This window comes from Luteibacter sp. NPDC031894, from assembly GCF_050273135.1.
GTDB lineage: Bacteria > Pseudomonadota > Gammaproteobacteria > Xanthomonadales > Rhodanobacteraceae > Luteibacter.
Genome location: NZ_JBNNMV010000008.1, coordinates 83,929 through 110,333, shown reverse-complemented (window position 1 = coordinate 110,333; position 26,405 = coordinate 83,929). Strand labels below are relative to the sequence as shown.

Here is a 26,405-nt window from a genome sequence, read left to right as displayed (position 1 = left end):
CTGTACACTTTGGCGTTTTTAGCCGCCGCTAAGCCTGTCATGAACACTGCACCCCGTCCCGGAAACCGTATAGGTATAGTATCCCTAGGCTGCCCAAGGGCCGCTACAAGATCATGCGCGACTACATGCCCAAGGTCGGCTCGCTGGGCCTGGACATGATGAAGCGCACGTGCACCGTCCAGGTAAACCTCGATTACTCGAGCGAAGCCGACATGGTGAAGAAGTTCCGGGTCGGCCTCGCGCTACAGCCGATCGCCACCGCCCTGTTCGCCAACTCGCCGTTCACCGAAGGCCAGCCGAACGGCTACAAATCCTACCGTTCGCATGTGTGGACGGATACCGATCCGAACCGCACCGGCATGCTCGACTTCGTGTTCGAAGACGATTTTGGCTACGAGCGCTACGTCGACTACATCCTCGACGTGCCGATGTACTTCAGCTACCGCGACGGCAAGTACGTCGATCTCGCGGGGCAGGACTTCAAGAAGTTCATGCGCGGCGAGCTCGACGCGTTGCCCGGCGTCAGCGCCACCATGACGGACTGGGCGGACCACCTCACGACCGCCTTTCCCGAAGTGCGCCTGAAGCAGTACCTCGAAATGCGCGGGGCCGATACCAGCACCTGGAATTCGCTGTGCGCGCTGCCGGCGTTCTGGGTCGGCCTGCTTTATGACGACATCGCCCTGGACGCGGCATGGGACCTCGTCAAGGACTTCAGCAGGGCCGAGCGCCACGCCTTGCGCGATGGCGTGCCCAAGGAAGCACTGGACCTTCGCTTCCGCGGCCACTCGGTGCGCGAGCTGTCGCTGGAAGCATTGAAGATCGCCGACGCGGGCCTGAAGCGCCGCAACCGCCAAGGCAACCGTGGCGCGGACGAGTCGATCTACCTCGAGCCGCTGATGGAAATCGCGATCTCGGGAAAGACGCAGGCGGATGTGAAACTGGAGCTGTTCCATGGGAAGTGGAACGGCAGCGTGGATCCGGTGTTCCGCGAATACGCGTACTGACAAGGTCCCATCGAAAAGCGCGACAGGAAAAAAAAACCTCCCCGTTGCCGGGGAGGTTTTTTTCTTATCGGCCGATCGAGGGAACGATCAGAACTGGTACTTGGCCGACACGCTCAGCAGGTTGCCCTTGTCGTCGTTCGAACCGACGAGGCGGTCGCCCGTGCCGCTGGTGACGCCTGCGATGTGCGCGTTGTTCACGAAGATGTGCGCATAGCCGGCATTGATCTCGAAGCGATCGGTGGCCTTGTAGCCGACACCGAAAGCGACCCACTTGCGGGTGGAGTCCGGCACGCGCGGCGAGCGCGTGTCGTCGTACGTCGGCGTGGTGTCGATGGCGACACCGCCACGCAGGGTGAACTTGTCGCTGACGTAGTACTCGCCGCCCACCGAGGCGAACCAGGTGTTGCGCCAGCTGTAGTCTTCGCTGGTCGGCGGCTGGTTCGGGTTCGAGTAGTTGACGGTGAGATCCTGGAAGGAGTCCCACTTGGTCCACGACAGGTCGAAACCGAGGCCGAACTTCTCGTCCTGGTGCCAGAAGCTGGCGGTGGCGACGGACGGCGTGGTGAAACCGGCGCGGCCGTTGGTGTGGGTGAACGGCGGCTGGCCGCTACCCAGCAGCGCACCGACCGTCGGGTTCGACAGGACCGCCGTCACGTTGGTCGGCATGGTGAAGTTGCCGGTGCCTTCCAGCGTGTGCTTGATCTTGCTGCGATAGCTGAGGGCGATGCGGTCGTTCGGGGTCAACTTCCACAGACCACCGACCTGCCAGCCGTAGGCCCAGTCGTCGCCTTTGATCTTGGCGGTGCCGTCACTGCCCGGGGGCACTACGGCGCTGTACTGGGCGGCGAGCGCGGCAGCCGTGGCGGGCGGCAGCTGGCCGGCGGCCGCGGCGCGCTGGATCAGGCCCAGGCCAACCGTGTTGTAGTTGATCGCGCTGGTCAGTTCCGCGCTGGTCTTCTGCGCGATGGCGCTGACGCCGACGGCGAAATCATCGGTCACGTCGAACGAGGCGGACAGGGTCGCGTCGAACGACTTGAAGTCCGACTTGATGCCGTTGTAGCGGCCCTTCCAGTCGGAGTCGTATTCGGTCTTGAAGCCGAACGGCGCGGTCAGGCCGAGGCCGACGTGCCAGCGGTCGCCGACCTTCGAGGCGAAGTACAGCGCCGGGACCGGCATCGTGGTGCCTGCATCGCCGCCGTTGCCGCCGCTGATGGGGCGACCCTGGGCGTCGGTGGCCGTGCCGTGGAACTTGGTGGCGAAGTTGATGCCGGTGACGTCGGCCTGGAACACGTTGCCCTGGAGCATCGTCATCGCGGCCGGGTTGTTCACGATCACCGAGGCATCGTCGCCCGCCGCGGTGGAGCCCGCGAACGCACGGCCGAGGGCCTTGGCGCTGTTTTCCTTCAGCTGGAAGGCGCTTGCCTGGGCAGCCTGGGGAGCCACCAGTGCGCCGGCGATGGCCAACGAAAGGGCGGCGATGGCAAGCGGGCGGGTGTGGAGGTTCAGCTTCTGCATGCGGGGTCGGCTCCTGCTTTTTGTTCTGCTCGGGGGCGATGGAAACACGCGCTGAAAAGCGGAAACTTACCCGATTTCATACGCGCGTTTAACATTCTGGACGTGCACTCTGGACGAGTTGACGGCCGTTTTGCAAGTCCCGCTGCAACAAAGGTGAAACGGGTCACAGGCACGTGGCCCCGTTGCGGCCACGCATTTGCTACCGTGTATGACCCCGCCGCCCGCGAGACCTGCCGTCATGCACTGCTTCGTCTACGCCAGTCAGCGCCGGCCGGACACCTACGTCTGGCTTACCCGTCGAGAGGGCTTCGACCTGCTTCCCGAGCCGCTCGTGCTCCTGCTCGGCGAACTGAACTTCGTGCTGGAAGTGGAACTCACGCCACAGCGCAGGCTGCCGCACGACGACACCGAACGCGTGCTGGCCAACCTCACTGCGCAGGGCTGGCACATGCAGACGCCGCCCAACGAAACGCTGAGCGTGTGCAACCAGCCGAACCACAATCGCGAAATCGATCCGGACCAGACCCTGGTTCGCGCCTGATCGCGGTCGATCCGCCGAATCCGCGCATGCGCGTCCTGTGCAAGCCGGGTTAACGCCACGTTACCGCGCGGTCGTGGACCGCTCCGTATACTCGCGCGCATGGCCCATTCCAAACGTCGTCGACCGCCGCTGATCAAGGCGCTGCCCTGGTTCCTCCCCGCTCTCGCAGCCGTCGCCTGCGCAGGCCTGACCGCCTCGCCGCTGGCCCTCATCCCGTTGCTGCTGGCGAACGCGCTGGCGATGGGTGCGGTCTGCCATGCCATTGGTTTCGACCCCGAGCCGAGTTACCTGCGCACGGTGCTTCGCCGCGGTGCCGCGCACGTCGTGATGTTCACCGCCTATACCTTCGTCGTCTTCGTCCTGGTGGCCTGGCCGCTGCTCAAGTTGACCCAGGCACCCAGCCTCGGCGCGGCGTTGTTGCTCGCCGCGACGCTGGTGGTGGCCCTGGCCGCGCTGTGGCGCGTATGGCCGGCCTTCGGTCTGGTCTTCGTATGGGACGACGCGTATCCCGAGCAGAGCGGCGACGGGTCGTGGATCTTCACGGCGATGGCGCGGTCGATTTCCTTCGGCCGTCACCTCTCCGCCGAGGAGCGCTTCTTCTCGCACTTCCTCCCCGCCTCGCTCGGATTGCTCGTCCTCGCGTTCTCCGCCGTGGCGCTCTCCGGGCTGTACGGCGTCCTGCCCGCGGAGACGCGTATCGCCGCCCTCGGCGTCTATGCACTCGTGCTGCTGCCGCTGGGCTGCATGGTCATCGCCAACCGCACCCTGCGCGCCCTGCTCTGCGACCGCCGTGGACACATCCGCACCGCGCGCGCCGAGCCGCGGCGCGAAACGTCGACGATCGCGGATGAGCCCGTCCGCGCACCGATTCCCGTGCTCGACAGCGCGGAAAGCCAGCCGGGCGTGCGCGAGCGTGCCCTACTGGCCGCGGCGCGCGAAGGAGACATCGCCCGGGCCGTCGCCCTGGTCGAGGCTGGCGCGCATCCCGACACGACGGCCGATCCGGGCGAGCGCGACCAGCGGCCGGTGCTGACCCTCGCCGCGCTTTCGCCCGACACGCGCCTGCTGCGCGCGCTGATCGGCAAGGGGGCCCAGGTGAATCGCGCCCATAACGGCATCACCGCCCTGCTCGCGGCCAGCCGCGACAGTTGGCACGGCCGCCCCGAAGCCGTCCTCACCCTGCTCACCAACGGCGCGAATGCCGCCGGCGCGGATGGCGAGGGGAACACGCCGCTGCACGGTGCCGTGCTCAGCGCCGAGCCCACCGTGGCCGCCATGCTGCTGGACGCCGGCGCGCCGGTGGATGCCGTGAACCATGCCGGCGAAACGCCCCTGGTGATCGCCTGCCGCGCGGCCAACTGGACCCTCGCCCGCTTCCTCCTCGACCACGGCGCGAAGCCCGCGCCGGTGGGCAGCGAACCCGCGCTCGTGGCGGCCGCCGGCATCCCCGACGACGACTGCGAAGGCGTGAAAGTGTTGCTGCGCTACAAGGCTCCGGTGAATGCGACGGACGCCAACGGTCGCACGGCGTTGCTCGCCGCCGCGGCCGAGGGCCACGAGCAGATCGCCCGCGTCCTGTTGCAGGCGCATGCCAATCCGAACCTCGCCGACCGGAACGGCACGACCGCGCTGATGGAAGCCGCGCGCGCCGGCGCGCACGGCATCGTGCAGCTGCTGGCCGAGGCCAACGCGGATGCATCGCCGCGCGATGGCCACGGGCGCGACGCACTTACCCTCGCCTGCCAATCGCCGCGCGCGCAGGCAGCGACGGTGCGCGCTTTGCTCACGCTCGGCGCCCAGCCCAAAGAACCCGCCGCGGATGGCCGCAGCGCGCTCGACCATGCCGCCGCCACCGGTCGCTGGGACTTCGTGGCCCTGCTCGATCCGGAGACACCGCTGCCGACGTCGCTCAGCGAATCGGTGGTTCCAGAGGCGGGTGCGGATTCGCCGATGCACCTCTACGACGCGCTGCGCTTCGGCCATTGGGCCGTCGCGTCGACCTTCGCGGGCAAGGTCCAGGAATGGCCGGCGCACGAACTGGCGGCGTTGTACGTCGACCTGGCTGGCGCCGGGTTCGATGCCGCGCGTGCGTGGCTGCTCGACCACGGCCTTGCGGCGGACGCACGGCTCGCGCCTCCCGCCGGCGATGACGGCGCGCTCGGCAAGCGCCTGTTCGACGCGCTGCTCCCGCAGTTGCCGCAGTCCGCCGATGCCTTGCTCCAACTCATGCGCGCCGGCGCGAGCCCTGCCGGCGCGGGCTTGCTCGGTCATGCCATCTGCCGTCTCGAAGACACGGACGAACGGCTCACCCTCGCCATGCTCGAGGCGGGTGCGGATCCCTTCGGCGCCGACGCGCGCGGCCGCACACCGGTGCATATGGCCGCCGCCACGGGCCGGGTGGCGCTGCTCGCCGCCTTGCTCGCACGCGGGATGGACCCGAACGTACGCGATGCCGGTGGCCGCACCCCCCTGCATGCCGCCCTGGAACAGGGTGGCGACAGCCTGCCGCTGGTCCGCCTCCTGGTCGCGCACGGCGCGGATCCGGAAGCCGCGGACGTCAACGGTGAAACGCCGTTCGGCCTCGGCATCGGTCATGGCGACGTGGAGCGCTGGCTGAGCTGGTCGACGTGGCCGCTGCCTCGGCGCGCTCTGCGGCCGGACGATCTTCCCGCCGCCGCCGCGTCGGGCGACCTGCACGCCGTCGAGCGTCTCCTCGAACTCGGTTTCGCCGTGGATGCGCGCGACCACCAGGGTGCGACCGGGCTATTGCGCGCGGCCGGAGCCGGTCGCCGCGACGTCGCGGAGCGCCTGCTGGCGGCAGGGGCCGACCCGACGACCACGGCCGCGTCCGGCGTCACGCCGCTGGCCGCTGCGGTGACCGCGCGCCGCGACACCGTGGTGGCCTTGCTCATCGAGCACGGCGTCGCCATCGACCAGCGCCTTCCGGGTGACGCGACCGCCCTCATGATCGCGGCGACCCTCGGGTATCCCGACGTCGTCGACATGCTGCTCGCCGCCGGTGCCGATGCCGCCGCGGAAGACGCGCATGGCCACACGGCGCTGCATGCCGCCGCGCAATTCTGCTTCGGTGGCAACGACAGCCTGCGCGCCCGGCGCCTGCTCGACGCCCTGATCGGCAAGGGCGTCGACGTCAACAAGGCGGACAAGGACGGCGTGACGCCATTGCTCATCCTGCTCGGCGCGCACATGCGTCCCGGCGCCGATGCCGATGCGACACATCTCGGTGCGCTCGTGCCGGTGCTCCTGGATGCGGGGGCGAAACTCGAGCACGCCGATCACCGTGGCGTAAGCGCGCTACACGCGTGCGCGATGCATGCCCTGCTTCCGCCTGCGCGCGTCCTGTTGCAGCGTGGTGCAAGTCGCAACGCGGCCGATGCCTTCGGGCGCACGGCGGGAGACGTGGCCCGACACCTCGGCTACGTGGATATCGCGCATGAGCTCGGCGTACGCGTGGGAGCGATTCCCAGCGTGCGACAGACCCTGCGGCAGCCGGCGCAGCCGGACTGACGTCCGGCCTCGCGCGCGATCAATCGCGGCGAGGACGCCAGGCCGACGCGAACGCGCGCAGCTCGGGAAAGAACGCCGCGAAGGTGTCCTCGAGCTCCGCCGACTGCGCAAGCAGCACGGGAACGCCGTCCGCTATGGGATTGGTCCGTGACAAGCGTTGTGACAGGCCGGCGAAAGCGCCGGCCACGCGATCGATCTTCGCGTATCCCGCGGGCAGTTCGTGACGGTCCATGTAGGAGAGGAAGCGCTTGAGTCCCTCGGGCAGGATCGCCTCGGCCGCGTGCAGCTCGGCCCGGTAGCGGTCCGAAAAGTCCGCGAGCGGGTCATCGCTCCAGCTGCCGAAATCCCTGGCTAGCAGGTGATCGAACCAGACATCGAGCAGGATGCCGGCGTAACGCCGGAAGTGTGCGGGCATGCGCTCGCGGGCGGCGCGAACTTCGGGATGGCTGTCCGTGAACGTGTCGATCGCACGGTGCAGGTAGATGCCGTCGCGGACCCGCTGCGGAAGCGCCGGATCGGGGCTGCCATGGACGAAATCGCCCATCGCGCCACCGAGGCGCAGTCCCGCGTCGTCACCCGCGAGCAGGGCGTGCGCAAGCACGTTCATCGCCTGGCCTTCCCGCGAGGGAGACGGCCAACGGGTATCATGGCGGACATGAGCGACCTTCTACCTGCAGCGCCGGACCACTTTCCGGCCGAGAACATGAGCTTCGCGCTCGCCGGCCCCGCGGGCAAGCTCGAATGCGAAGCCAAGCCTGCTTCCCCCGAGATCGCGCGCGACGGCGTCGCCGTTGTCTGCCATCCCCTTTCGACGGATGGGGGCAGCATGCATAACAAGGTGGTGACGATGGTCGAGCGCTCCCTGCGCGAATCCGGCATGGACACCGTCATCTTCAATTTTCGCAGCGTGGGCCGCTCGGAAGGCGACTTCGACAGCGGCACCGGCGAGAGCGATGACCTCGCGACCGTCGTGGACTGGGTGCGCAGGACGCGACCGGGTGCGCGCCTGTGGCTTGCCGGCTTCTCCTTCGGCAGTTACGTGACACTGCGCAACGCCGTGCGCCTCGGCGCCGATGCGTTGATCAGCATCGCGCCGCCCGCCGCCGGACGTGGCTGGGATTTTTCCGAGGTCGATCTGCCCGCGTGCCCATGGCTCGTGGTGATGGGCGACGCGGACGAGATCGTGGACCCCCAGGCTGTCTATGACTGGGTGGACAGCCTTCCCGAGGGTAGCCGTCCGCACCTGGTGAAGATGGAAGAGACCAGCCATTTCTTCCACCGGCGCCTCATGGACCTGCGCGGCGTCATCAAGAATGCCGTGAAGGAATGGCTGCCCGGGCCACGACACGCATGACCTGCACGGAAGCGACGCCCGGCGAGCGCTACCGGGACGGCATCGCGGGCCACCGCTGGGAATCCGATCCGGCCCAGCTGCCGGTCATCGCTGAATTCGACCGGCTGCACGCCGCGCTATGCACGGCGGAGCCCTCCAGCGGCGGCCTCTTCGGCCGCTTGCGCACCATGCTCGGGAATGAGCCGCGCAAGAGCGTGCCGGGCCTCTACCTCTGGGGTAGCGTCGGCCGCGGCAAGACCTTCCTCATGGACCTCTTCGTGTCGAGCCTGTCGCCGGGTCTCGCCCTGCGCCGGCATTTCCACCGCTTCATGCTGGAAGTGCATGCGACGCTGCGCGAACTGGGCGATCGGCAGAATCCGCTCGACGAAGTCGCCGAACGCTTGGCCGCGAAGTGTCGCGTGCTGTGCCTGGACGAGTTCCTGGTCAACGACATCGGCGACGCGATGATCCTCGCCAATCTCCTCGAAGGGCTCTTCGCGCGCGGCGTCAGCCTCGTCACCACCTCGAACACCGCGCCCTCGGGCCTGTACAAGGACGGCTTGCAGCGAGCGCGTTTCCTGCCCGCGATCGCCGCCATCGAGCGGCATTGCGTGGTCCACGAGATGGTCTCGCCTCGCGACTGGCGCCTTCGCGCGCTGAGCCAGGCGCCCGTCTACCTCGTCCCTCCCGGGCCGGAGGCCGAGCGCTCGCTCGCCCGCATCTTCACGGGGCAGGCCCAGGGCGCGATCGTCGAGGACGGCACGATCCACCTGCAGGGCCGCGACGTGCCGGTGCGCAAGCGCGCGGACAACATCGTCTGGTTCGACTTCGCGGCGTTGTGCGAAGGCCCTCGGGCCGTCGCCGATTACATCGAACTGGCCAATACCTACCCGATGGTGGTCATGTCCAACGTGCCCCAGTTCACCGTCTATACCGAAAACGAGGCCAAGCGTTTCGTCCTGCTGGTGGACGAGTTCTACGACAGGCACGTGAAACTCGTGGTGTCGGCCGCGGCACCGATCACTGAGTTGTACGACGGCACGAAGGTCCGCGCTGAATTCGGTCGCACCGAATCGCGCCTCATCGAAATGCAGAGCGAAGACTACCTTGGCCGTGACCATAAACCCTGAGCCCGTGTGGACGGAACCGGCTGTTCCGTCGCATCCTTCAACCTTCATGCTTCATGGGCGGTTCTCCCGCGCCAATTGACGAGGTACGCCATGGAACAATGCGAGCTGGTCCCCGGTCGAGGCATTCGTCGCAATCGCGACAACACCGACATTTTTTTCGGCATGCCTCGCATGAAATTGCGTGAGGCGCTCGACTACGAGAAGCCGACCGGCGACACCATGTGGGACGACGAAGACGAATACAGCAACGGCGACGGCGACGAATGGCTGCGCCTGCGCTTCCTCGACGAAAAGCTCTGCGACATCGAAGTCCTGGGCGGCCACCTCGCCCACGAAGGGATCGAGCTCCTCGCCACCGACATGCCGACGCTGCGCGCCGCGCTCAAGCAAGGGGGCATGGCGCTGGAAAAAACCGAGTGGCTTTCCGAAGGGCACGACTGCATCGACCTGCAGATCGTCGTGGCATCCCGCGAGGACGCCGGCGATGTCGGCGAAGAGATCGCCTGGGTGATCACCAGCAGCGATTTCCGGGTCGAATGACGCGGCCGATGGCCATCGTGCGCCGGCTGGGCGTCGTGGCCACCGTGGTGGCGCTCGCGGCGCTCGCCGGCTGCGCCACCACGACGCGCGTGCCGCCGCAACGCAGCCCCCTCGCGCACTGGACACCTTCGCCGAACTACAACGCGCGCAAGGCCCAGCTCATCGTGCTGCACCACACCTCCATCGGCAACGCGCAGGAATCGCTGCGCGTACTGAGCACGCGCAACAGCGAAGGCCAGGTCAGCGCCCACTACCTCGTGGAAGCCAACGGCCGCATCGACCAGCTCGTGGACGATGGCGATCGCGCATGGCATGCCGGCGCCGCCAGCTGGGCCGGCATGACCGACCTCAATTCCTCGTCGATCGGCATCGAAATCGACAACGACGGCGAGTCCCCCTTTACCCAGCCGCAGATCCAGGCCCTGGTCAACCTGCTGGCGGACCTCACGTCGCGCCTCGGCATCCCGCGCCAGGCCGTCGTCGGCCACGGCGATATCGCGCCGGGGCGCAAGAACGACCCCAGCGCGCTGTTTCCGTGGGCCACGCTGGCCAGCTATGGGTTTGGGTTATGGCCGGACGCGGTTCTCATTCCCGCGCCACCGGGTTTCGACAGCCTCGCCGCCCTGCGCCTCGTCGGTTACGACCTGTCCAATCCTCGCGCGGCCATCGCCGCGTTCCACCGGCATTACCGAGGCATGGAAGGCGACACGCTCGACACGAGCGATGCCGCCATCCTCTACTCGCTGCAACGCAAGCTCATGGCACCGCGTCAGTAGGCGAACGAGGCGAAGGCGGCGATCGTCCGTTCGATCGCCACGTCGTCCACGTCCAGGTGCGTCACCATGCGAATGGACGGCAGGTAACCGATGCTCAGGCGTACGCCATGCGCCGTCATGTGCGTGGCGAGGTCCTTGAGCCGGGCCGCCGGCACGTCGACGAAGACCATGTTCGTGTGGTGCGCCTTGACCTCGAGACCCTGAACCTTGCGCAGGCCCTCTGCGAGTCGTGCCGCCCGGGCATGGTCGTCCGCGAGGCGCGCCACGTGATGATCCAGCGCGTGCATCGCCGCCGCGGCGAGCATGCCGGCCTGGCGCCAGCCGCCGCCCGCCACCTTGCGCCAGCGCCGCGCACGCTCGACGAGCGCGGCGTCGCCCAGCAACACGGAGCCCACGGGGGCGCCCAATCCCTTCGAGAGGCACACCGACACGCTGTCGAACGGTGCCGCCACGTCGCGGGCCGGACGTCCATACGCGACGGCGGCGTTGTACAGTCGGGCGCCATCGAGGTGGAAGCCAAGCGTGCGGCGCGTCGCCAGCTTGCGCGCCTCGTCCAGGTAGTCGAACGGGAGCGGACGACCGTGCCAGGTATTTTCCAGTGCAAGCAGGCGCGTGCGCGCGAAATGCGGGTCGACCGGCTTGATCGCCGCCTCGACCTTGTCCAGGGGAAGCGTGCCATCGTCGTCCTGCGTGATCGGCTGCGGCTGGATCGAGCCCAGCACGGCGGCGCCGCCGCCTTCGAAACGATAGGTGTGCGCATCCGCGCCGACGATGTACTCGTCGCCGCGTTCGCAATGACTCATCAGCGCCAGCAGGTTGCTCTGCGTTCCCGTCGGCACGAACAGCGCCGCGGCGAAACCCAGATCGGCGGCAAGACGCTCCTGCAGCGCGTTGACGGTCGGATCCTCGCCATACACGTCGTCCCCGACGGGCGCGCGCAGCATCGCCTCGCGCATGGCATCGGTGGGTTGGGTCACGGTATCGCTGCGAAGGTCGATGGTTTCCATGGGGTCGTCGCGTCCTGGGTGGGGAATATCCGCCGATGGTAAACGATGCCGTTCACGGTCCCGTGGCCCGAGACACGGCATGATTCCCCGCATGATCACCATCGTCATGGGCGTGTCCGGTAGCGGGAAGAGCACGATAGGGCAGGACCTCGCCACCCGGCTCGGACAGCCATTCGTGGACGGCGACGACCTTCATCCGCAGGCCAACCGCGACAAGATGGCCCGAGGCATGCCGCTCGACGACAGCGACCGGCAGCCATGGCTGGATGCCATCGTGGGCGCGATGGACGCGCATCGCGCCGTCGGTCAGTCGCTCGTCGTCGCCTGCTCCGCGCTGAAGAAGCACTATCGCGATTTCCTGCGATCGGGACATGACGACGTGCGTTTCGTATACCTCCGGGCCCCACGCGCACTGCTCGCCGAGCGACTCGGCCACCGGGCAGGCCATTTCTTCGACCCGGCGCTGCTCGACAGCCAGCTCGCGACGCTCGAGGAGCCCGGAGAGGACGAGGCATTGCGGGTGGACGTTGGTCCGCCGCCGGCCGACGTGGTGGAGTGCATCATCCGTGCGGAGTGCAAGGATTCGCCCGCAACGCCGTAATGCCCGCGAAGTAGCTGCCTGGTGGGAGCAAACGCAGGCTCAGGGGACGGCAGTGGCCGTCACTCCCGCCCCGTGTTCTCATATACCTTCCCCGAGCCCCAGGAACACCCCCATGCAAGCCCCTGTCGACGCGGCGCTGGACAGCCGTCGCGCGGACACGACCGTTTTCGGCGTGATCTTCGCGATCAGCTTCTGCCATCTCCTCAACGACATGATGCAGTCGCTGCTACCAGCCATCTACCCGGGCCTCAAGGCGGACTTCCAGCTCGACTTCGGCCAGATCGGCCTCATCACGCTGACCTACCAGATCACCGCGTCGATCCTGCAGCCGCTCGTGGGGCTCTACGCCGACCGGCGGCCCACGCCGCTGGCCCTGCCCGCCGGCACGCTGTTCTCGCTGGCCGGCCTGCTCGTGCTCTCGAAGGCGCATGCCTATCCGGTGTTGTTGCTCGGCGCGGCCCTGCTCGGCATGGGCTCGTCCGTGTTCCATCCCGAGTCATCGCGCGTGGCTCGTATGGCATCGGGCGGACGGCACGGCCTGGCGCAGTCGCTGTTCCAGGTGGGCGGCAACGCGGGGCAGGCACTCGGGCCGCTTGCCGCCGCTCTGGTGGTGGTTCGCTGGGGCCAGTCGAGCCTGGCCTTCTTCGCGCTCCTCGCCCTGCTCTCGTGCGCCGTGCTCTGGAACGTCAGCCAGTGGTATCGCCACCATGGTCTGCCGCGCCTGAAGACCGGCAACTCGGCGCAGCATGACGCCGCGCCCGCCAGCGGCGAAGCGCGGCGTGGCATCGCCGTACTGCTCGCGCTGATCTTCTCGAAGTACGTCTACCTCGCCAGCCTGACGAGCTACTTCACCTTCTACCTGATCCATCGCTTCGATGTGTCGGTGGAAAGCGCGCAGTACTACCTGTTCGCCTTCCTCGGCGCCGTCGCGGTCGGCACGATCCTCGGCGGGCCGTTGGGCGACCGATTCGGCCGCAAGCACGTCATCTGGTTCTCGATCCTCGGCGCCCTGCCCTTCACGCTGCTGCTGCCGCACGCGAACCTGTTCTGGACGGCGCCGCTGGTCATCGTCATCGGCCTGGTCCTTGCGTCCGCGTTCCCTGCGATCGTGGTCTTCGCGCAGGAGCTGGTGCCCGGGAAGGTGGGCATGATCTCCGGGCTCTTCTTCGGTTTCTCGTTCGGCATGGGTGGCCTCGGCGCCGCGGTGCTCGGTGAGCTGGCCGATCACATCGGCATCGAGGCGGTGTATCGCATCTGCGCGTTCCTGCCGGCGATCGGCTTGCTGGCGGCGCTGTTGCCCGACGCGAAGAAGCGTCGCTGACGAGGCCGCCGGAAAGGCCTTATTTGGGCAGGGCGTACGCGATGACCCAGTCGCCCATCGTCGTCCCCAGCGAGCCGTGGCCGCCGGCGGTCACGAGCACGTACTGCCTGCCGGTCTTGTCCGCATACGTCATCGGCGTCGCCTGTCCGCCCGCGGGAAGGCGCGCTTCCCATAGCTTGCGTCCTGTCCGCACGTCATAGCCACGGATGTAGTCGTCGAGCGTGCCGGAAAGGAAGGTGACGCCACCGGCGGTGGTGACCATGCCGCCGAGGCTCGGCACGCCGAGCGGCATCGGGATCGGCAACGGCGCGCTGTCCACGATCGTGCCGTTCTTATGCCGCCACATCATCTTGCCGCTGCGCAGGTCGACGCCCGCCACGTAACCCCACGGCGGTGCCTGGCACGGGATGCCGAGCGGCGAGAGGAAGGCCTTCAGTTCGATGCCGTAGGGGATTCCCTTGGCTCGCTTCACGCCCTCCGTTTCGCTCTTCGCCGGCCCCAATCCCATCGTCGCGAGCTTCTCCTTCGGAATGAGTCGCGACTGGAAGGCCATATAGCTCGGGTTGATCAGCATGAGCTGGCGCGCGGGATCGACGGACACGCCGCCCCAGTCGAAGACGCCGAAGTTGCCGGGGAACACGAGCGAACCCTGCTCGGACGGCGGCGTGAACATGCCGTCGTAGCGCAACGCGCGGAAGCGGACGCGACACCACAGCTGGTCGAGTGGCGTCGTGCCCCACATGTCCTTCTCGCGCAGATCGGCGGGTGCGAAATTGAGATCGGACAGCGGCTGCGTCGGCGCGGTGTGGTCGCCTGGCACCGCACCCTGCGGGCGTGGCACCTCCCGAATGGGAATGATCGGCGTGCCGTCGCGCCGGTCGAGCACGTAGACGCTGCCCTGCTTGGTCGAAGCGAGCAGTGCCGGCTTCATGCCGTCCGCCGTTTGCAGGTCCATCAGTGTCGGCTGGCCGCCGATGTCCATGTCCCACAAATCATGATGGGTGAACTGGTAGTTCCACTTGACCTTGCCTGTCGCAACGTCGAGGGCGACGATGCCGGCGCCGTATTTCTCGGAGGTCGGCGTGCGGCCCGCGGCGTACTGGTCGGGCGTCTGGTTGCCCATGGGCAGGTACACCATGCCGAGATTCTCGTCGACGCTGAAGAGCGACCAGACATTCGGCGAATTCCGCGTATAGGTGGCACCGGGCGCGATCGGTTCCGTGGCATCGGGATTGCCCGGATCCCAGTTCCAGACGAGGTGGCCGTCGTGGACGTCGAACGCGCGCACGACGCCGGAGGGTTCGTTCGTGGATTCGTTGTCGGTGACATGGCCGCTGATGATGACCAGGTCCTTCGTGACCGCCGGCGGCGACGTCGAGTAGTAGCCGCCGGGCGTGAACGGGCCGATGTTGGCGCGCAGGTCGACCGTGCCCTGCTGGCCGAAGTCGGCGCAGGGGCGCCCCGTGTCGGCGTCGAGGGCAATCAGGCGTGCGTCGGCGGTGGGCAGGAAGAGACGGCGCGGGCACGTCGCCGATGCGGACGCCATCGGCAAGGGCGCGGTGGATGCCGGCGCGGGTAGCCCCGTCGTGGTGGCCGGCGCGGGAATCACCGCCGCCGCGTACTTCGCATCGTCGTGATACGACACGCCGCGACAGGTCATGTGCTCCCAGTGCTTGAAACCCACCGGGCTCTGGATCTTCGGATCGAACGTCCAGCGGGTCTGTCCCGTCGCCGCGTCCACGGCGAGTACCCGGCTGTGCGGCGTGCACAGGTAGATCGTGTCGCCGATCTTCAGCGGCGTGTTCTCGTTGGTCGTCTCGGTGGGATCGTCGGGACCCGGCAAGTCGCCGGTCTGGATCTTCCAGGCCACTTGCAGTTGGTGGACGTTATCGGGCGTGATCTGCTTCAGCGGCGAGTAGCGTTGCCCGTAGGACGAGCCGCCGTAGTCGGTCCAGTCGGCGTCCGCGCGCCACGCGCGATCGCCTTGCGGTCCGGCCACATCCGCCATGGGAAGTTCGCCCCGGAGATCGGGCTCGGGATGCAGCGCGCCGGCGATGCCAACCACGGCGACGACCAGCAGCGACACGAACAGGAAGCCACCGCCGGTACGACGCGAGGTTTCGTAGGTGCTATCGCGGTTGAGTCCGCGTCGCGGCCACGGCAGCAACAGCCAGAGCCCGAGCGCGAACCACAGGTCGAGGCGCGGCAGGAGTTGCCACCAGTCGAGGCGCACTTCCCAGAGCGACCAGGCGGCACTGCCGATCAGCAGCAGGCCGAAGAGAGGCACCGCCACGCGCATGCGGAAAAACAGCAACGCGGCCACGATGAGCGTGACCGCGCCGGCGACGAGGTAGTAGACGGAGCCGCCGAGGTTGACGAGCCGGATGCCGCCGAAGAGCGTCGCGGCACCGACGAGGGCGAAGACGAACGCCGTGACCAACGTCGCCGGGTGATGTCTCCTTGCGCGTTCCACGATGCCCTCACCGGTGAGCCACGGGTGTCCCCGTACTCACCTAGGGTGGCCGCGCTATCGTGAAGTCGCGGTGGACGTAGCCACGTCGCTGCCCAACGAAGGTGGCTTACGCAAATTCGGCCCAAGCCTTGGCGTCGGCGCCTTCGCCGGCGCGCTGGCCGAACTTCAGGTCGTGGGCGCCACGATCCGCCTGCGGGGGCCGCTCGCGCGCCTCGACATCGTCGTCCACGGTGAAGAACGCCACCTGCTCGCGCAGCGACTTCGCCTGGTCCTGCATCGATTTGGCGGCCGCGGCGGCCTCCTCCACGAGGGCCGCGTTCTCCTGGGTGACCTGGTCGATCTGTGCGATCGCGAGGTTGACCTGGTCCACGCCGGAAGACTGCTCGGCGCTCGCCGCGGCGATCTCCGCCACGATGTCCGTCACCTTCTTCACGCTGTCGACGATGTCGCGCAGCGCGAGCGACGACTGTTCCACCAGGGCGGTGCCCGCTTCGACGCGTTCGCCGCTCTCGCCGATGAGGCTCTTGATCTCGCGCGACGCCGCGCCGCTCGATTGTGCGAGGCGCCGCACTTCCGCGGCCACCACCGCGAAGCCGCGGCCCTGTTCGCCGGCACGCGCCGCCTCCACCGCCGCGTTGAGCGCCAGCAGGTTGGTCTGGAACGCGATGTCGTCGATCAGACCGACGATATCGCCGATGCGACGGCTGGAGTCGCCGATCTGGCGCATGGCGTCCATCGCGTCGGCAACCACCTTGCCACCCTTCTCCGCTTCGCCGCGCGCATGGCGCGACAGGCGATCCGCGGCGAGGGCGTTGTCGGCGTTCTGCCGGACCGTCGCCGTCATCTCCTCCATCGACGCCGCGGTCTCTTCCAGGCTGGAGGCCTGTTCCTGCGTGCGCTGGGAGAGATCGTCGTTACCACGGGCGATCTCCCCCGACGTCGTGGACACCACATGCGCGCCTTCCTGCACCTCGGTGACGATCGAGGCGAGCGTGCCGCGCATGCGCTCGAGCGCACCCAGCAGGCTCTCCGGCGCGTACGAGGCCGAGGCATCGACGCGGAGGTCGCCACCGGCGATGCGCCCGGCAATCTCCACGGCATCGCGCGGCTCGCCGCCGACGGTCGCGCGGATGCTGCTCATCGAGAACCACACGATGAAGAGCGCGAGCAACGCGATGAGGCCCGACTTCAAGAGGTTGCTCTTGAGCTGCGCCTCGAAGTTGGCGTCGATGTCCTCGAAGTACGCGCCGGAAACGAAATGCAGGTCCCACGGCTTGTACCAGGTGGAGTAGCTGATCTTGTCCCTCAGCTCCTTCGTCTTGGGCATGATCTGCGTGTAGCGGGTCATGCCGTGCCCGTCCTTGCTGTCTGCGGCCAACATGGCTTCGTAATGATGGAAGCCCTTGCCGTCGGCGTCGTTGCGAATGTCCTTGCCGATCTCGGCATGGCGCAGTGGATGCATGCGCATCGTCAGCGACGAATCGAACGCGAACACGTAGCCCGAGCCATCGGCCCAGCGCATCGCCTCGATGTCCTGGAGCGCCTCGGCCTTGGCCTTGGCCTCGCTCATCTCGCCCTTTTCCGCACGCACGCGGAAGGATTCGGCGATCGCCGCCGCTCCCGTCACGTGCTGCGCGAGCGTGTCTTCCAGACGGTGCATCTGCACGCTCCGGCTTTCCATGCCCGCCATCACCGTCTGCGCCAGCAGGCCCAGCACGACCACCGTCATCACCATCCACACGCGCGTGTTGAGTCGCGTGCGTCCGAACCAGTTCATTACCGCCGACATTGCCATCACCCTCGGTGTTACCCCGTGTGGCTGTAGCGGCAGGAAGGAGCAAGACTTTACGAGCGGCGCAATAACTAAGTGAATGCTAAGGAAAGGAGAGGCGATGCCTGCCGGAACCCAGGGTGCGGGCGGGCGAGCCGTGAACGACCAGCACCGCCTCGGCGCCTACCGGCACCTGGACCTCGACGTCGAGTCCACCCGCCACCTTTCGCCACGCCACCGAGGCTTCGCCGTAAGGGGTCGCCACGGCGGCCGAGGCATGATCGAGGAAAGCGGTAAGGCCCGGACGCACCTCGAAGCGACGCCAGCCCGGCTCGATCGGCCGCAGGCCGGCGACATCGCCGTAGAGCCAATCGTCCACGGTGCCCAGGAAGTAATGACCGCGGGAGCGCGAGGCCAGCTTCCAGTGTTCCCAAAGGCTGGTGGCGCCGTTGGCGCGCCAGAAGCCCCAGCTGGGGAAGGTGTCCTGGGTAGCGATGGCCCAGGCTTCATCCGCGTGGCCCGTGGCGGTGAGCACCGGCAGGATGACCTTCGTGGCCAGCGCTCCCGTGTCCAGGTGATCGCCCCGGGCCTTCGCGTCGGCAGCCACGCCGGCGGCCACGGTCGTGACCAGGTCGTCCGGTACCAGTCCGAACGCGAGCGCCAGCAGGTTGTGCGCCTGCCGGTAGCCCTTGTCGCCCTCCCCGCGGTAGCGGGCGGCCGCGCGGTCGAGGAAGCGGGCGTTGAAGGCGTCCTTCACCCGGGATGCCTGCGCGTCGAACCAGGCCGCTCGCGCGTTGCTGCCCACGAGCCGCAGCATGTCGGCGGTCCTGCGCTGCATGCCGTAGAGGTACGCGGTCGCGGCGACACGCTTGTCCTCGGGCGCGTTCTCGCCGGCGGGATCGGTCTCGGGGCTGACCCAGTCACCCAGTTCGGTCTCCGCGATCCCACCGGGGGAACGCGCGTCTTCCATCGCCACATAACGGTCGATGCCTGCGATGTGCTCCGCGATGGGCTGGCTGTCGCCGGTGGCCATCCATAGCGACCAGGGAATGAAGACGTACGCCGCATGCCACGTGGGCGCGCGGACTTTGCCCCAGCCCGGATTGGGCGCGATCAGCAAAGGCGCGCCCTCGGCCGTGCGCGTGTCGGCAATGTCACGCAACCACTTGGTGAACAGGCGGCCCGCGTCGAAGTTGCGCAGGAACATGTCCGCACCGAGCATGCCGTCGCCCGTCCAGCCGTTTTTCTCGTACATCGGCGTGTCGGTGGGAATGCCATGGAGGTTGTTGAGCATGGTGTCCACGGCGGCGCGGTGAATCCAGTTGAGCAACGCGTTGGCGCTGTCGAAGCGCCCAGTGACGGCCACGTCGGTATGGACCACCTGGGCGGTGATTGCGTCCAGCGATGGCTTGCCTCCCGGCCAGCCGTCCACCTGCACGTAACGAAACCCCTTGTACGAGAAGCGCGGATGCCAGCGCAGGCGCTCCCCGGCAAGGATCAGCCGGTCGGTCTGGAAACCGTCCTTGAAGTAGTGGTGTTCGTCGCGCGCGTCGACGGTGCCGTCCGGCAGCAGCTTCTCGCCGTAACGGGCGTCGATCGCGGTTCCCGCGGGACCGCTCACCGCGAACGCCGCCCACCCGGCGATCACGCGAGGAAACGCGAAGACGTAGATGCCGGGCTTTGGCTCGGTCACGGCCGAGGCCGCGAGTGTTTCCACCACGCGTATCGGCTGCTCGGTCTGCGCCACGAGCTTGCCACGCGGCGCGGGGAGCTCGGTCGCCGCCTTCCAGTCGCGGGGTCGGGAGAGGCGAGCGTCGTATGTCTCGCCGCCATACAGGTCGTCGCGTCGCGTGGGACCGTCCGCCACCTGCCAACTCGCGTCGCTGGCGATGTCCTGCGTGCGTCCGTTGGCATAGCGAATGCGAAGCAGCGAACGCATGCGCGGTCTTCCGTGCCACGGCGCGCTTTCCCAATGCCATACGTTCCGATTGGTCAGCCCATAGAAGCCTCGTCCCAGTTCGACGGACAGCACATGCTCGCCGGGGGCGAGCGTCACCTCGGTCGCCACAACCTCCACGCGCTTGTCGTAGTCGGTGAACCCCGGCGACAACACCGCGTCGCTCACCGGCCTGCCGTCCAGCGAGACGTCGGCATAGCCGCCGGCCGCGACGTAGAGCATGGCGCGGTCCACATCGCCGTCGACGCGGAACGACTTGCGCAGCAGTGGCGCGGGAAGGCTGTCGTCGCCCTTGCCGATCCAGCGCGCGGCGTGCCATCCGGCGTCATCGAGTGCGGTATCGAATGTCGACGACGCGCTGGTCGCGCCGTCGGACGTCGTAACGTCCACGTGCCAGTCGTATCGTTCGCCTGGCACCAATGGAGGGCCGCCGTACGCGATGTCGAAGGAGCGCGCACTGGCCATCGTTCCGCTGTCCCACACCGTACGCCCCTGTCGCGAGACGTGGATCCGATAGCCCGTCTGCACGGTGCCATTCGCATCGCTGTGCACGATCCACGCGAAGCGCGGCCTGGCCACGTCGACATAGGTGGGCGTGTCGGCATGTTCGACGCGGAGGGAATCGAGGGTGATCGCCGCGCTGGCGATCGGCGCGACGCACAGCAGTGCGCAGGCGAAGATGAGACGCAGGAACAAGGGAGCGGCCTTTGCTTCGGACGAGACGAATCCGAGGATAGCGCGGGCCGCTTCTTACATCGCCCTAACACCCGAGGGTTTATGTCTTCCCCACCTCGATACCCGGAGCCTTGTCATGAAGACCTTCCTCGCCGGCCTCGCGCTGGCCGCCGCCGTGACCGCCACGCCGGCTTCCGCCGTGCAGTTCGACAGCCTCAAGGGCCTCATGGGCGGCGGCGGTAGTTCGCTGACGTCCGGAACGGCGGGCAACGCGGCCGGCATCCTGCAGTACTGCATGAGTAACAACTACCTCGGAGGCGACGCCGCCGGAGTGAAGGACGGCCTGCTCGGTAGCCTGGGTGCCAAGTCGCGTAGCGCGGGTACCCAGGATCCCGGCTATCAGGACGGCGCGAAGGGCCTCCTGACATCCAGCAGCGGAAAGACCCTGGACATCTCCGGCGCCGGTGCGGCGGGCGGTAACGGCGACATCAAGGCCCAGCTCACGCGGAAAGTGTGCGACGCCGTGCTGAAGCAGGGCAAGAAGATGATCGGCATGGGCCCATGACGTGACATGGCGTGGACGGGACATGGACGTCCCGCTCCGTAAACAGGAAGGCCTCTCCCCCACGCGAGAACCTTCCCCATGGCCAACGCCACCGCAAGCAGCAAAGACCCCTACGCCATGCGCGATCCGCGCACCCAGTACCCGCAGCCTGAGTTCGCCAAGCAGCCGCAGCCCGCGCCGGGCCTGGCGAAGGACATGGTGCCGAAGCCGGATCACGGCGAGACAAGCTATCGCGGCAACGCCCGCCTCCAGGGTCGGAAAGCGCTCGTGACGGGTGGCGATTCCGGCATCGGCCGTGCCGCCGCCATCGCCTTCGCCCGCGAGGGTGCGGACGTGGTCATCAATTACCTTCCCTCGGAACAGAAGGATGCCGACGAGGTCATCGCCTTGCTGACGGACGAGGGCTGCAAGATCACGGGCATCCCCGGCGACCTGAAGGACGAGTCGTTCTGCAAGGAGCTCGTCGCGAAGGCGGTGGAGGAACTGGGCGGACTCGACATCCTGGCCAACATCGCGGGGCGCCAGCAGTTCGCGAAGTCGATCGAGGAACTGGACAGCGAATCGTTCGAAGCCACCTTCCGCACGAACGTCTTCGCGCTGTTCTGGCTGACGAAGGAAGCAATGCCGCACATGCCTCCGGGCGCGGCCATCATCAACACGGCGTCGATCCAGGCCTACGAGCCGTCCAACATCCTGCTCGACTACGCGCCGACCAAGGCGGCGACCGTGGCCTTCACCAAGGCGCTGGCGAAGCAGGCGGCCGAAAAAGGCATCCGCGTGAACGCGGTGGCGCCGGGTCCGGTCTGGACGCCGCTGCAACCGAGCGGCGGCCAGCCGCAGGAGAAGGTGGTCGAATTCGGCAAGAACGTCCCGCTGGGCCGGCCGGGCCAGCCCGTGGAGTGCGCGCCCGTCTACGTGCTGCTGGCGAGCCAGGAGGCGAGCTTCATCACCGGCGAAACGTACGGCGTCACCGGCGGGCACATGCTGCCCTGATCCTCAGCGCCGGGCCAGTCGCGCGATCGCCTCCATGAGGTCCGCCACGCCATACGGCTTGACGAGGATCGCCGTGCGCTCGTCGCGCCGCACCCCGTTCGCCGTATGGTCGCCGGTGGCGTAGAGCACCGGCAGGTTCGGCTGCGTTTCGCGCAGCTTCGCCGCGACCTCCACGCCGTTCATGCCGGGCAGGCCAACATCCGCCAAGAGCACGTCGACTGGCTGCGAGGCGTGTATCCGCAGCGCCTCGTTGCCGTCGCCGGCCTCCAGCGCCACATGCCCACGGCTTTCCAGCATCTCCGCGATGGACATGCGGATCAGCGCATCGTCTTCCACGACGAGCACGCGAAGCGGCGGGCGAGCCGGAGTCGCGGCCGCCGACGTGGCGGGTGTGGCCGACGTGGCAGCCTTCCGCGCCTTGTCGGCGAGCACGAAGCGCACGCGGCGGGCGAGCTGGTCCCGGGTGTATGGCTTGCTCAGCAGTTCCACGCCCTCGTCCAGGCGGCCGCCGTGGACGATGGCGTTCTCGGTATAGCCAGAGGTGAACAACACCGCGATGCCGGGCTGCCGCTCGCTGGCCTTCCGCGCGAGTTCCGGGCTGCGCAGGGGCCCCGGCATGACCACGTCGGTAAACAACAGGTCGATGGCGATGCCGCTTTCGATGATGGACAGCGCGCTTTCCGCATCGCGCGCCTTCAGCACGCGGTAACCGAGGTCACCGAGCATGGCGACCACGGTATCGCGCACGGCGTCGTCGTCCTCCACTACAAGGACGGTCTCGTCGCCACCACGCAGGTCTTCTTCCTCGATGTCCACCACACGGTCCTCGCCCTGGGTCGAACGCGGCAGGTAAATCTTAACCGTGGTGCCGTGTCCCTGTTCGCTGTAAATCTTAACGTGGCCGCCCGACTGCTTTACGAAGCCATAGACCATCGACAGGCCAAGGCCGGTGCCCTGCCCTTCGGGCTTGGTGGTGAAGAACGGCTCGAAGACCTGGTCGATGATGTCCGGCGCGATCCCGCTGCCCGTGTCCGTAACCGCGATCATCACATACTGGCCCGCGCGAAGGTCGCCGTGCGCGGAAGCGTACGTGGTATCCAGCAGCGCGTTGCCCGCTTCGATGGTGAGCCGGCCGCGCCCCTCCATGGCGTCACGCGCATTGATCGCGAGGTTCAGCAGCGCGTTCTCGACGTTGCCGGGATCGACCAGCGTATTCCAAAGGCCACCGGCGATCACCGTCTCCACCTCGATCTCCTCGCCCAGCGCGCGGCGCAGGAGGTCGTCCATGTCGCGGACGAAGCGGCCGATGTTCACCACCTTGGGCGCCAGGGGCTGGCGGCGGCCGAAAGCCAGCAGTTGCGCGGCCAGTTTGGAGCCACGGGCCACGCCGGCCATCGCGTTGGCGAGGCGGCGTTCCGCCCGGGGGTTGCCGGCGACGTCGGAGGCCAGCAGCTGGAGGTTTCCGCTGATGACCTGCAGGAGGTTGTTGAAGTCGTGTGCGACGCCGCCGGTAAGCTTCCCGATGGCGTCCATCTTCTGCGCCTGGCGCAGCTGTTCCTGGGTAAGGCCGGCGGCTAGTTCGCCGCTTTCGTCGCCGTTCTCGGCAGGGTGCACGGTGGAGGGTGGCATCGGCCTCTGGGTGGTATTTGTCCGGTGGGCGCAGATTCTATCGTTGGAGCCTCGTTGTCTTTGTGTAGATGATCTTCACACGATTGCTACAAGCCGCGCGCTGTCGAGATTCGCCCGGCGATCACTAGATGTGGTGTTGACCTGCCTGCCTGAGGCCTATATCGTGTGTCTCGCTGGTGTCCGGAGAGGCGCGACTGCCCGTCGGACTTAATAGGGAATCCGGTGCGAATCCGGAACTGCCCCGCAGCGGTAAGTGGAAACGATCCCGTTCAATGCACTGGTCCTCCGCGACTGGGAAGCGACGGGTAGGCAAGGCCTCACGGCCCCGTCCACGAGTCCGAAGACCTGCCAGCAATCGGTGCCTGATCGGTGCCGATTGCAGTGACGGCTTCCGCGGGGAAGCGCGTCGCGGATCGGTGCCGCCCTTGGCGAGCTCCGTCCCGGCCCTTTCCGTGCAGGCGTCGCCACTTCGAGCCCCGTCCGAGGGAACGGGAGTTTGGACCTGGCCCTGGGGCACGCCACACATGACCACGATGGATACCGCCGCGCGCGAGCGCACCGAGACGGCCGAAGCCGCCGCCATTCCTGTTTCCGCCGGCTATCGCCAGGACGCCCCGCCGCCCGCCTTTGCCCTGACGCCACCACACAATCCCGGGCAGATGCGCGTGACCAAGCGCAATGGCGGACAGGAAGCCGTCGATGTGAACAAGATCGTGCGCGCGGTGACGCGCAGCGCCGACGGCCTCCATGCCGTCGACCCGATGCGCGTGGCGCTGAAGACGATCGGCGGGCTCTACGACGGCGCCACCACGCAGGAACTCGACCAGCTCTCGATCCGCACGGCCGCGGCCCTCACCGCCGAGGAGCCGGAGTACGGTCAGCTTGCCGCGCGCCTGCTTTCCGCCTTCATCGACAAGGAAGTGGCCGGCCAGGAAATCCAGTCGTTCTCGCAGTCGGTGGCCACGGGCTTCGAGCTGGGGATCCTCAACGAGCGCTTGCGTGACTTCGTGCAGGTCAATGCGCGCAAGCTCAACGACGCGATCGACCTGGGCGCGTCACGCCGCTTCGAATACTTCGGTCTGCGCACGGTCTACGACCGGTACCTCCTGCGCCACCCGACGAAGCGTTTCGTCATCGAGACACCCCAGTACTTCTTCATGCGTATCGCCTGCGCCCTCGGCGGCAACGATGTGGCCGAGACGCTGGAGCTCTACCGCATGCTGTCGTCGCTCGAGTACCTCGCCAGCTCGCCGACGCTGTTCAACGCCGGCACGGCGCATGAGCAGCTTTCCTCCTGCTTCCTGCTCGACTCGCCGCAGGACGCCCTGGAATCCATCTACGCCAAGTATGGCGACGTGGCGCAGCTGTCGAAGTTCGCGGGCGGCATCGGCCTCGCCTATTCGCGCATCCGTTCGCGCGGGTCGCTCATCAAGGGCACCAATGGCCATTCCAATGGTCTGGTGCCGTGGTTGAAGACGCTCGACGCCTCGGTCGCCGCCGTCAACCAGGGCGGCAAGCGCAAGGGCGCCGCCTGTGTGTACCTCGAGTCGTGGCACGCCGACATCGAGGAGTTCCTCGAACTGCGCGAGAACACCGGCGACGATGCGCGCCGCACGCACAACCTCAACCTCGCCAATTGGGTGCCGGACCTCTTCATGCGGCGCGTGGAGGCCGATGGTGACTGGTCGCTGTTCGACCCGAAGATCGTGCCGCACTTCGTCGACACGTGGGGCGCCGCGTTCGACGCCGCCTACGAGACGGCCGAGGCGGCCGGGCTCGCGGCGAAGACGATCAAGGCCCGCGAACTCTATGCACGCATGCTGCGTTCGCTGGCGCAGACGGGCAATGGCTGGATGACGTTCAAGGACCGCTCCAACGCCACGAGCAACCAGACCGCGTTGCCGCAGAACGTCATCCACCTGTCGAACCTCTGCACCGAGATCCTCGAGGTGACCAACGAGAACGAGACCGCGGTGTGCAACCTCGGCTCGATCAACCTCGCCCGCCATGTCGTGGACGGACGTTTCGACTACGACAAACTCGCCACGACGGTCCGCACCGCCGTGCGCCAGCTCAACCGCGTCATCGACCTGAACTTCTATCCCATCGCCACGGCGAAGACGGCGAACATGAAATGGCGCCCCGTCGGGCTTGGCGTGATGGGCTTGCAGGACGTTTTCTTCAAGCTTCGCCTGCCGTTCGATTCGGATGAGGCAAGGAATCTCTCCACGCGCATCGCCGAAGAGATCTACTTCCACGCGCTGTCGATGTCCAACGAGATTGCCGGACGCGATGGCGCCCATCCGGGCTTCGACGAGAGTCGCGCGGCGAACGGCGAGCTCCAGTTCGATTACTGGCCCGCCGCCACCCCCACGGGCAGGGAGGCTCGCTGGGCCGAACTACGCGAAAAGATCAAGGCAAAGGGCCTGCGCAATTCACTGCTGATCGCCATCGCGCCCACGGCCACCATCGCGTCCATCGCCGGCTGCTACGAATGCATCGAGCCGCAGGTGTCGAACCTCTTCAAGCGCGAGACGCTCTCCGGCGACTTCCTCGTCGTCAACCGGTACCTGGTGGAAGAGCTGAAGACGCTCGGGCTCTGGACCGCGGAGGTTCGCGACCAGATCAAGCTGGCGGAGGGTTCGGTCCAGGGCATAGGCGCGATTCCCGAGCAGCTGCGCGCCGTATACAGGACGACCTGGGAACTGCCGCAGAAGGCACTCATCGACCTGGCCGCCGCCCGTGGCGCGTACATCGACCAGAGCCAGTCGCTCAACCTGTTCATGGAAAATCCGAATATCGGGCAACTTTCCTCCATGTACATGTACGCGTGGAAGTCCGGCATCAAGACGACGTACTACCTGCGCTCGCGCCCCGCCACGCGGATCGCGAAGACGACGGTCGCGTCCTCTGCCGCCGCACCGACACCGGTCACGCCGATCGCCGATGCGCAAGAACAGGCCGAAGCCGCGGTGTTCTGCTCGCTGGAAAACCCCGAGTACTGCGAAGCCTGCCAGTAAGGCGAATCCCACGCGATCACCGT

At 67.4% G+C, this 26,405-nt stretch carries 18 protein-coding genes, 1 pseudogene and 1 riboswitch; of the genes and pseudogenes, 12 read left to right on the top strand and 7 right to left on the bottom strand.

The genetic code is table 11. The features are described 5' to 3' along the window. Positions 1 to 83: 83 nt before the first annotated feature. A pseudogene (locus ACQKIE_RS17615) lies at positions 84 to 1,007 on the top strand (glutamate--cysteine ligase); the annotation flags it as partial. Positions 1,008 to 1,094: 87 nt separating this feature from the next. On the opposite strand, the gene ACQKIE_RS17610 reads toward ACQKIE_RS17615, so the two are convergent. Next, a complete protein-coding gene (locus ACQKIE_RS17610) occupies positions 1,095 to 2,522 on the bottom strand; it encodes an OmpP1/FadL family transporter (RefSeq protein WP_427461538.1) in 1,428 nt (475 codons plus the stop codon). Between the two features lie 238 nt (positions 2,523 to 2,760). On the opposite strand from ACQKIE_RS17610, the gene ACQKIE_RS17605 reads away from it, so the two are divergent. Continuing rightward, positions 2,761 to 3,063 (top strand): YcgL domain-containing protein, encoded by a 303-nt coding sequence (locus tag ACQKIE_RS17605; protein ID WP_427461536.1) that lies wholly within the window; start codon positions 2,761 to 2,763, stop codon positions 3,061 to 3,063. Between the two features lie 99 nt (positions 3,064 to 3,162). Further along, positions 3,163 to 6,591 carry an ankyrin repeat domain-containing protein gene (locus ACQKIE_RS17600; RefSeq protein WP_427461534.1) on the top strand — a complete coding sequence of 1,143 codons (3,429 nt, stop codon included), beginning with the start codon at positions 3,163 to 3,165 and terminating at the stop codon, positions 6,589 to 6,591. A gap of 19 nt (positions 6,592 to 6,610) precedes the next feature. Here the strand turns inward: ACQKIE_RS17600 and ACQKIE_RS17595 are convergent, their stop codons facing one another. After that, on the bottom strand, positions 6,611 to 7,198 hold the full coding sequence (locus ACQKIE_RS17595; protein ID WP_427461532.1) for an ACP phosphodiesterase: 588 nt from the start codon (positions 7,196 to 7,198) through the stop codon (positions 6,611 to 6,613). A 48-nt stretch (positions 7,199 to 7,246) separates the two neighbouring features. Here ACQKIE_RS17595 and ACQKIE_RS17590 point away from each other — a divergent pair, with 48 nt between their 5' ends. From ACQKIE_RS17590 to ACQKIE_RS17575, 4 genes are all read left to right on the top strand, one after another. Next, on the top strand, positions 7,247 to 7,945 hold the full coding sequence (locus ACQKIE_RS17590; RefSeq protein WP_427461530.1) for an alpha/beta hydrolase: 699 nt from the start codon (positions 7,247 to 7,249) through the stop codon (positions 7,943 to 7,945). Continuing rightward, a complete protein-coding gene (gene zapE, locus ACQKIE_RS17585; RefSeq protein WP_427461528.1) occupies positions 7,942 to 9,054 on the top strand; it encodes a cell division protein ZapE in 1,113 nt (370 codons plus the stop codon). The genes ACQKIE_RS17590 and zapE overlap by 4 nt, the downstream gene beginning before the upstream one ends. A 90-nt stretch (positions 9,055 to 9,144) precedes the next feature. Beyond that, the gene (locus ACQKIE_RS17580; RefSeq protein ID WP_427461526.1) at positions 9,145 to 9,594 is read left to right on the top strand and encodes a hypothetical protein; all 450 of its coding nucleotides are present in this window, start codon (positions 9,145 to 9,147) and stop codon (positions 9,592 to 9,594) included. An 8-nt stretch (positions 9,595 to 9,602) separates the two neighbouring features. Beyond that, entirely contained in the window at positions 9,603 to 10,370 is a 768-nt protein-coding gene (locus ACQKIE_RS17575) for an N-acetylmuramoyl-L-alanine amidase (protein WP_427461524.1), read from the top strand. Here the strand turns inward: ACQKIE_RS17575 and ltaE are convergent. Continuing rightward, positions 10,364 to 11,377, bottom strand: coding sequence for a low-specificity L-threonine aldolase (gene ltaE, locus ACQKIE_RS17570; RefSeq protein ID WP_427461522.1), 1,014 nt, complete (start codon positions 11,375 to 11,377; stop codon positions 10,364 to 10,366). The two genes, ACQKIE_RS17575 and ltaE, sit on opposite strands and share 7 nt — an antisense overlap. A gap of 79 nt (positions 11,378 to 11,456) precedes the next feature. Here ltaE and ACQKIE_RS17565 point away from each other — a divergent pair, with 79 nt between their 5' ends. Together ACQKIE_RS17565 and ACQKIE_RS17560 are read left to right on the top strand one after the other, a co-directional pair. Further along, positions 11,457 to 11,978: a gluconokinase gene (locus tag ACQKIE_RS17565; protein WP_427461520.1), complete on the top strand. Its 522-nt coding sequence runs from the start codon at positions 11,457 to 11,459 to the stop codon at positions 11,976 to 11,978. A 112-nt stretch (positions 11,979 to 12,090) separates the two neighbouring features. Further along, positions 12,091 to 13,299 carry an MFS transporter gene (locus ACQKIE_RS17560; protein ID WP_427461518.1) on the top strand — a complete coding sequence of 403 codons (1,209 nt, stop codon included), beginning with the start codon at positions 12,091 to 12,093 and terminating at the stop codon, positions 13,297 to 13,299. A 19-nt stretch (positions 13,300 to 13,318) separates the two neighbouring features. Here the strand turns inward: ACQKIE_RS17560 and ACQKIE_RS17555 are convergent, their stop codons facing one another. From ACQKIE_RS17555 to ACQKIE_RS17545, 3 genes are all read right to left on the bottom strand, one after another. Then, positions 13,319 to 15,772: a glucose/quinate/shikimate family membrane-bound PQQ-dependent dehydrogenase gene (locus ACQKIE_RS17555; RefSeq protein WP_427461516.1), complete on the bottom strand. Its 2,454-nt coding sequence runs from the start codon at positions 15,770 to 15,772 to the stop codon at positions 13,319 to 13,321. 106 nt (positions 15,773 to 15,878) lie between these two features. Further along, a complete protein-coding gene (locus tag ACQKIE_RS17550) occupies positions 15,879 to 17,561 on the bottom strand; it encodes a methyl-accepting chemotaxis protein (RefSeq protein WP_427461513.1) in 1,683 nt (560 codons plus the stop codon). An 85-nt stretch (positions 17,562 to 17,646) separates the two neighbouring features. Further along, positions 17,647 to 20,196, bottom strand: a complete 2,550-nt coding sequence (locus tag ACQKIE_RS17545) for a family 78 glycoside hydrolase catalytic domain (RefSeq protein WP_427461511.1) — start codon at positions 20,194 to 20,196, stop codon at positions 17,647 to 17,649. 115 nt (positions 20,197 to 20,311) lie between these two features. Here ACQKIE_RS17545 and ACQKIE_RS17540 point away from each other — a divergent pair, with 115 nt between their 5' ends. Both ACQKIE_RS17540 and ACQKIE_RS17535 read left to right on the top strand, forming a co-directional pair. Beyond that, on the top strand, positions 20,312 to 20,740 hold the full coding sequence (locus ACQKIE_RS17540; RefSeq protein ID WP_427461509.1) for a DUF2501 domain-containing protein: 429 nt from the start codon (positions 20,312 to 20,314) through the stop codon (positions 20,738 to 20,740). A gap of 78 nt (positions 20,741 to 20,818) precedes the next feature. Continuing rightward, on the top strand, positions 20,819 to 21,733 hold the full coding sequence (locus tag ACQKIE_RS17535) for an SDR family oxidoreductase (protein WP_427461507.1): 915 nt from the start codon (positions 20,819 to 20,821) through the stop codon (positions 21,731 to 21,733). A gap of 3 nt (positions 21,734 to 21,736) precedes the next feature. Here ACQKIE_RS17535 and ACQKIE_RS17530 read toward each other — a convergent pair whose 3' ends face one another. Continuing rightward, positions 21,737 to 23,362, bottom strand: coding sequence for a response regulator (locus ACQKIE_RS17530; protein ID WP_427461505.1), 1,626 nt, complete (start codon positions 23,360 to 23,362; stop codon positions 21,737 to 21,739). A gap of 157 nt (positions 23,363 to 23,519) precedes the next feature. Next, positions 23,520 to 23,729: riboswitch (cobalamin riboswitch) on the top strand. A gap of 157 nt (positions 23,730 to 23,886) precedes the next feature. On the opposite strand from ACQKIE_RS17530, the gene ACQKIE_RS17525 reads away from it, so the two are divergent. Beyond that, positions 23,887 to 26,382 (top strand): ribonucleoside-diphosphate reductase subunit alpha, encoded by a 2,496-nt coding sequence (locus tag ACQKIE_RS17525; protein WP_427461503.1) that lies wholly within the window; start codon positions 23,887 to 23,889, stop codon positions 26,380 to 26,382. The last annotated feature ends 23 nt before the right edge of the window (positions 26,383 to 26,405 follow it).

Excerpts from the sequence above, each read along its gene's own strand:
- ACQKIE_RS17610 (WP_427461538.1), bottom strand. The coding sequence starts at position 2,522 with ATGCAGAAGCTGAACCTCCACACCCGCCCGCTTGCCATCGCCGCCCTT.
- ACQKIE_RS17605 (WP_427461536.1), top strand. The coding sequence starts at position 2,761 with ATGCACTGCTTCGTCTACGCCAGTCAGCGCCGGCCGGACACCTACGTC.
- ACQKIE_RS17600 (WP_427461534.1), top strand. The coding sequence starts at position 3,163 with ATGGCCCATTCCAAACGTCGTCGACCGCCGCTGATCAAGGCGCTGCCC.
- ACQKIE_RS17595 (WP_427461532.1), bottom strand. The coding sequence starts at position 7,198 with ATGAACGTGCTTGCGCACGCCCTGCTCGCGGGTGACGACGCGGGACTG.
- ACQKIE_RS17590 (WP_427461530.1), top strand. The coding sequence starts at position 7,247 with ATGAGCGACCTTCTACCTGCAGCGCCGGACCACTTTCCGGCCGAGAAC.
- zapE (WP_427461528.1), top strand. The coding sequence starts at position 7,942 with ATGACCTGCACGGAAGCGACGCCCGGCGAGCGCTACCGGGACGGCATC.
- ACQKIE_RS17580 (WP_427461526.1), top strand. The coding sequence starts at position 9,145 with ATGGAACAATGCGAGCTGGTCCCCGGTCGAGGCATTCGTCGCAATCGC.
- ACQKIE_RS17575 (WP_427461524.1), top strand. The coding sequence starts at position 9,603 with ATGGCCATCGTGCGCCGGCTGGGCGTCGTGGCCACCGTGGTGGCGCTC.
- ltaE (WP_427461522.1), bottom strand. The coding sequence starts at position 11,377 with ATGGAAACCATCGACCTTCGCAGCGATACCGTGACCCAACCCACCGAT.
- ACQKIE_RS17565 (WP_427461520.1), top strand. The coding sequence starts at position 11,457 with ATGATTCCCCGCATGATCACCATCGTCATGGGCGTGTCCGGTAGCGGG.
- ACQKIE_RS17560 (WP_427461518.1), top strand. The coding sequence starts at position 12,091 with ATGCAAGCCCCTGTCGACGCGGCGCTGGACAGCCGTCGCGCGGACACG.
- ACQKIE_RS17550 (WP_427461513.1), bottom strand. The coding sequence starts at position 17,561 with ATGTCGGCGGTAATGAACTGGTTCGGACGCACGCGACTCAACACGCGC.
- ACQKIE_RS17540 (WP_427461509.1), top strand. The coding sequence starts at position 20,312 with ATGAAGACCTTCCTCGCCGGCCTCGCGCTGGCCGCCGCCGTGACCGCC.
- ACQKIE_RS17535 (WP_427461507.1), top strand. The coding sequence starts at position 20,819 with ATGGCCAACGCCACCGCAAGCAGCAAAGACCCCTACGCCATGCGCGAT.
- ACQKIE_RS17530 (WP_427461505.1), bottom strand. The coding sequence starts at position 23,362 with ATGCCACCCTCCACCGTGCACCCTGCCGAGAACGGCGACGAAAGCGGC.
- ACQKIE_RS17525 (WP_427461503.1), top strand. The coding sequence starts at position 23,887 with ATGACCACGATGGATACCGCCGCGCGCGAGCGCACCGAGACGGCCGAA.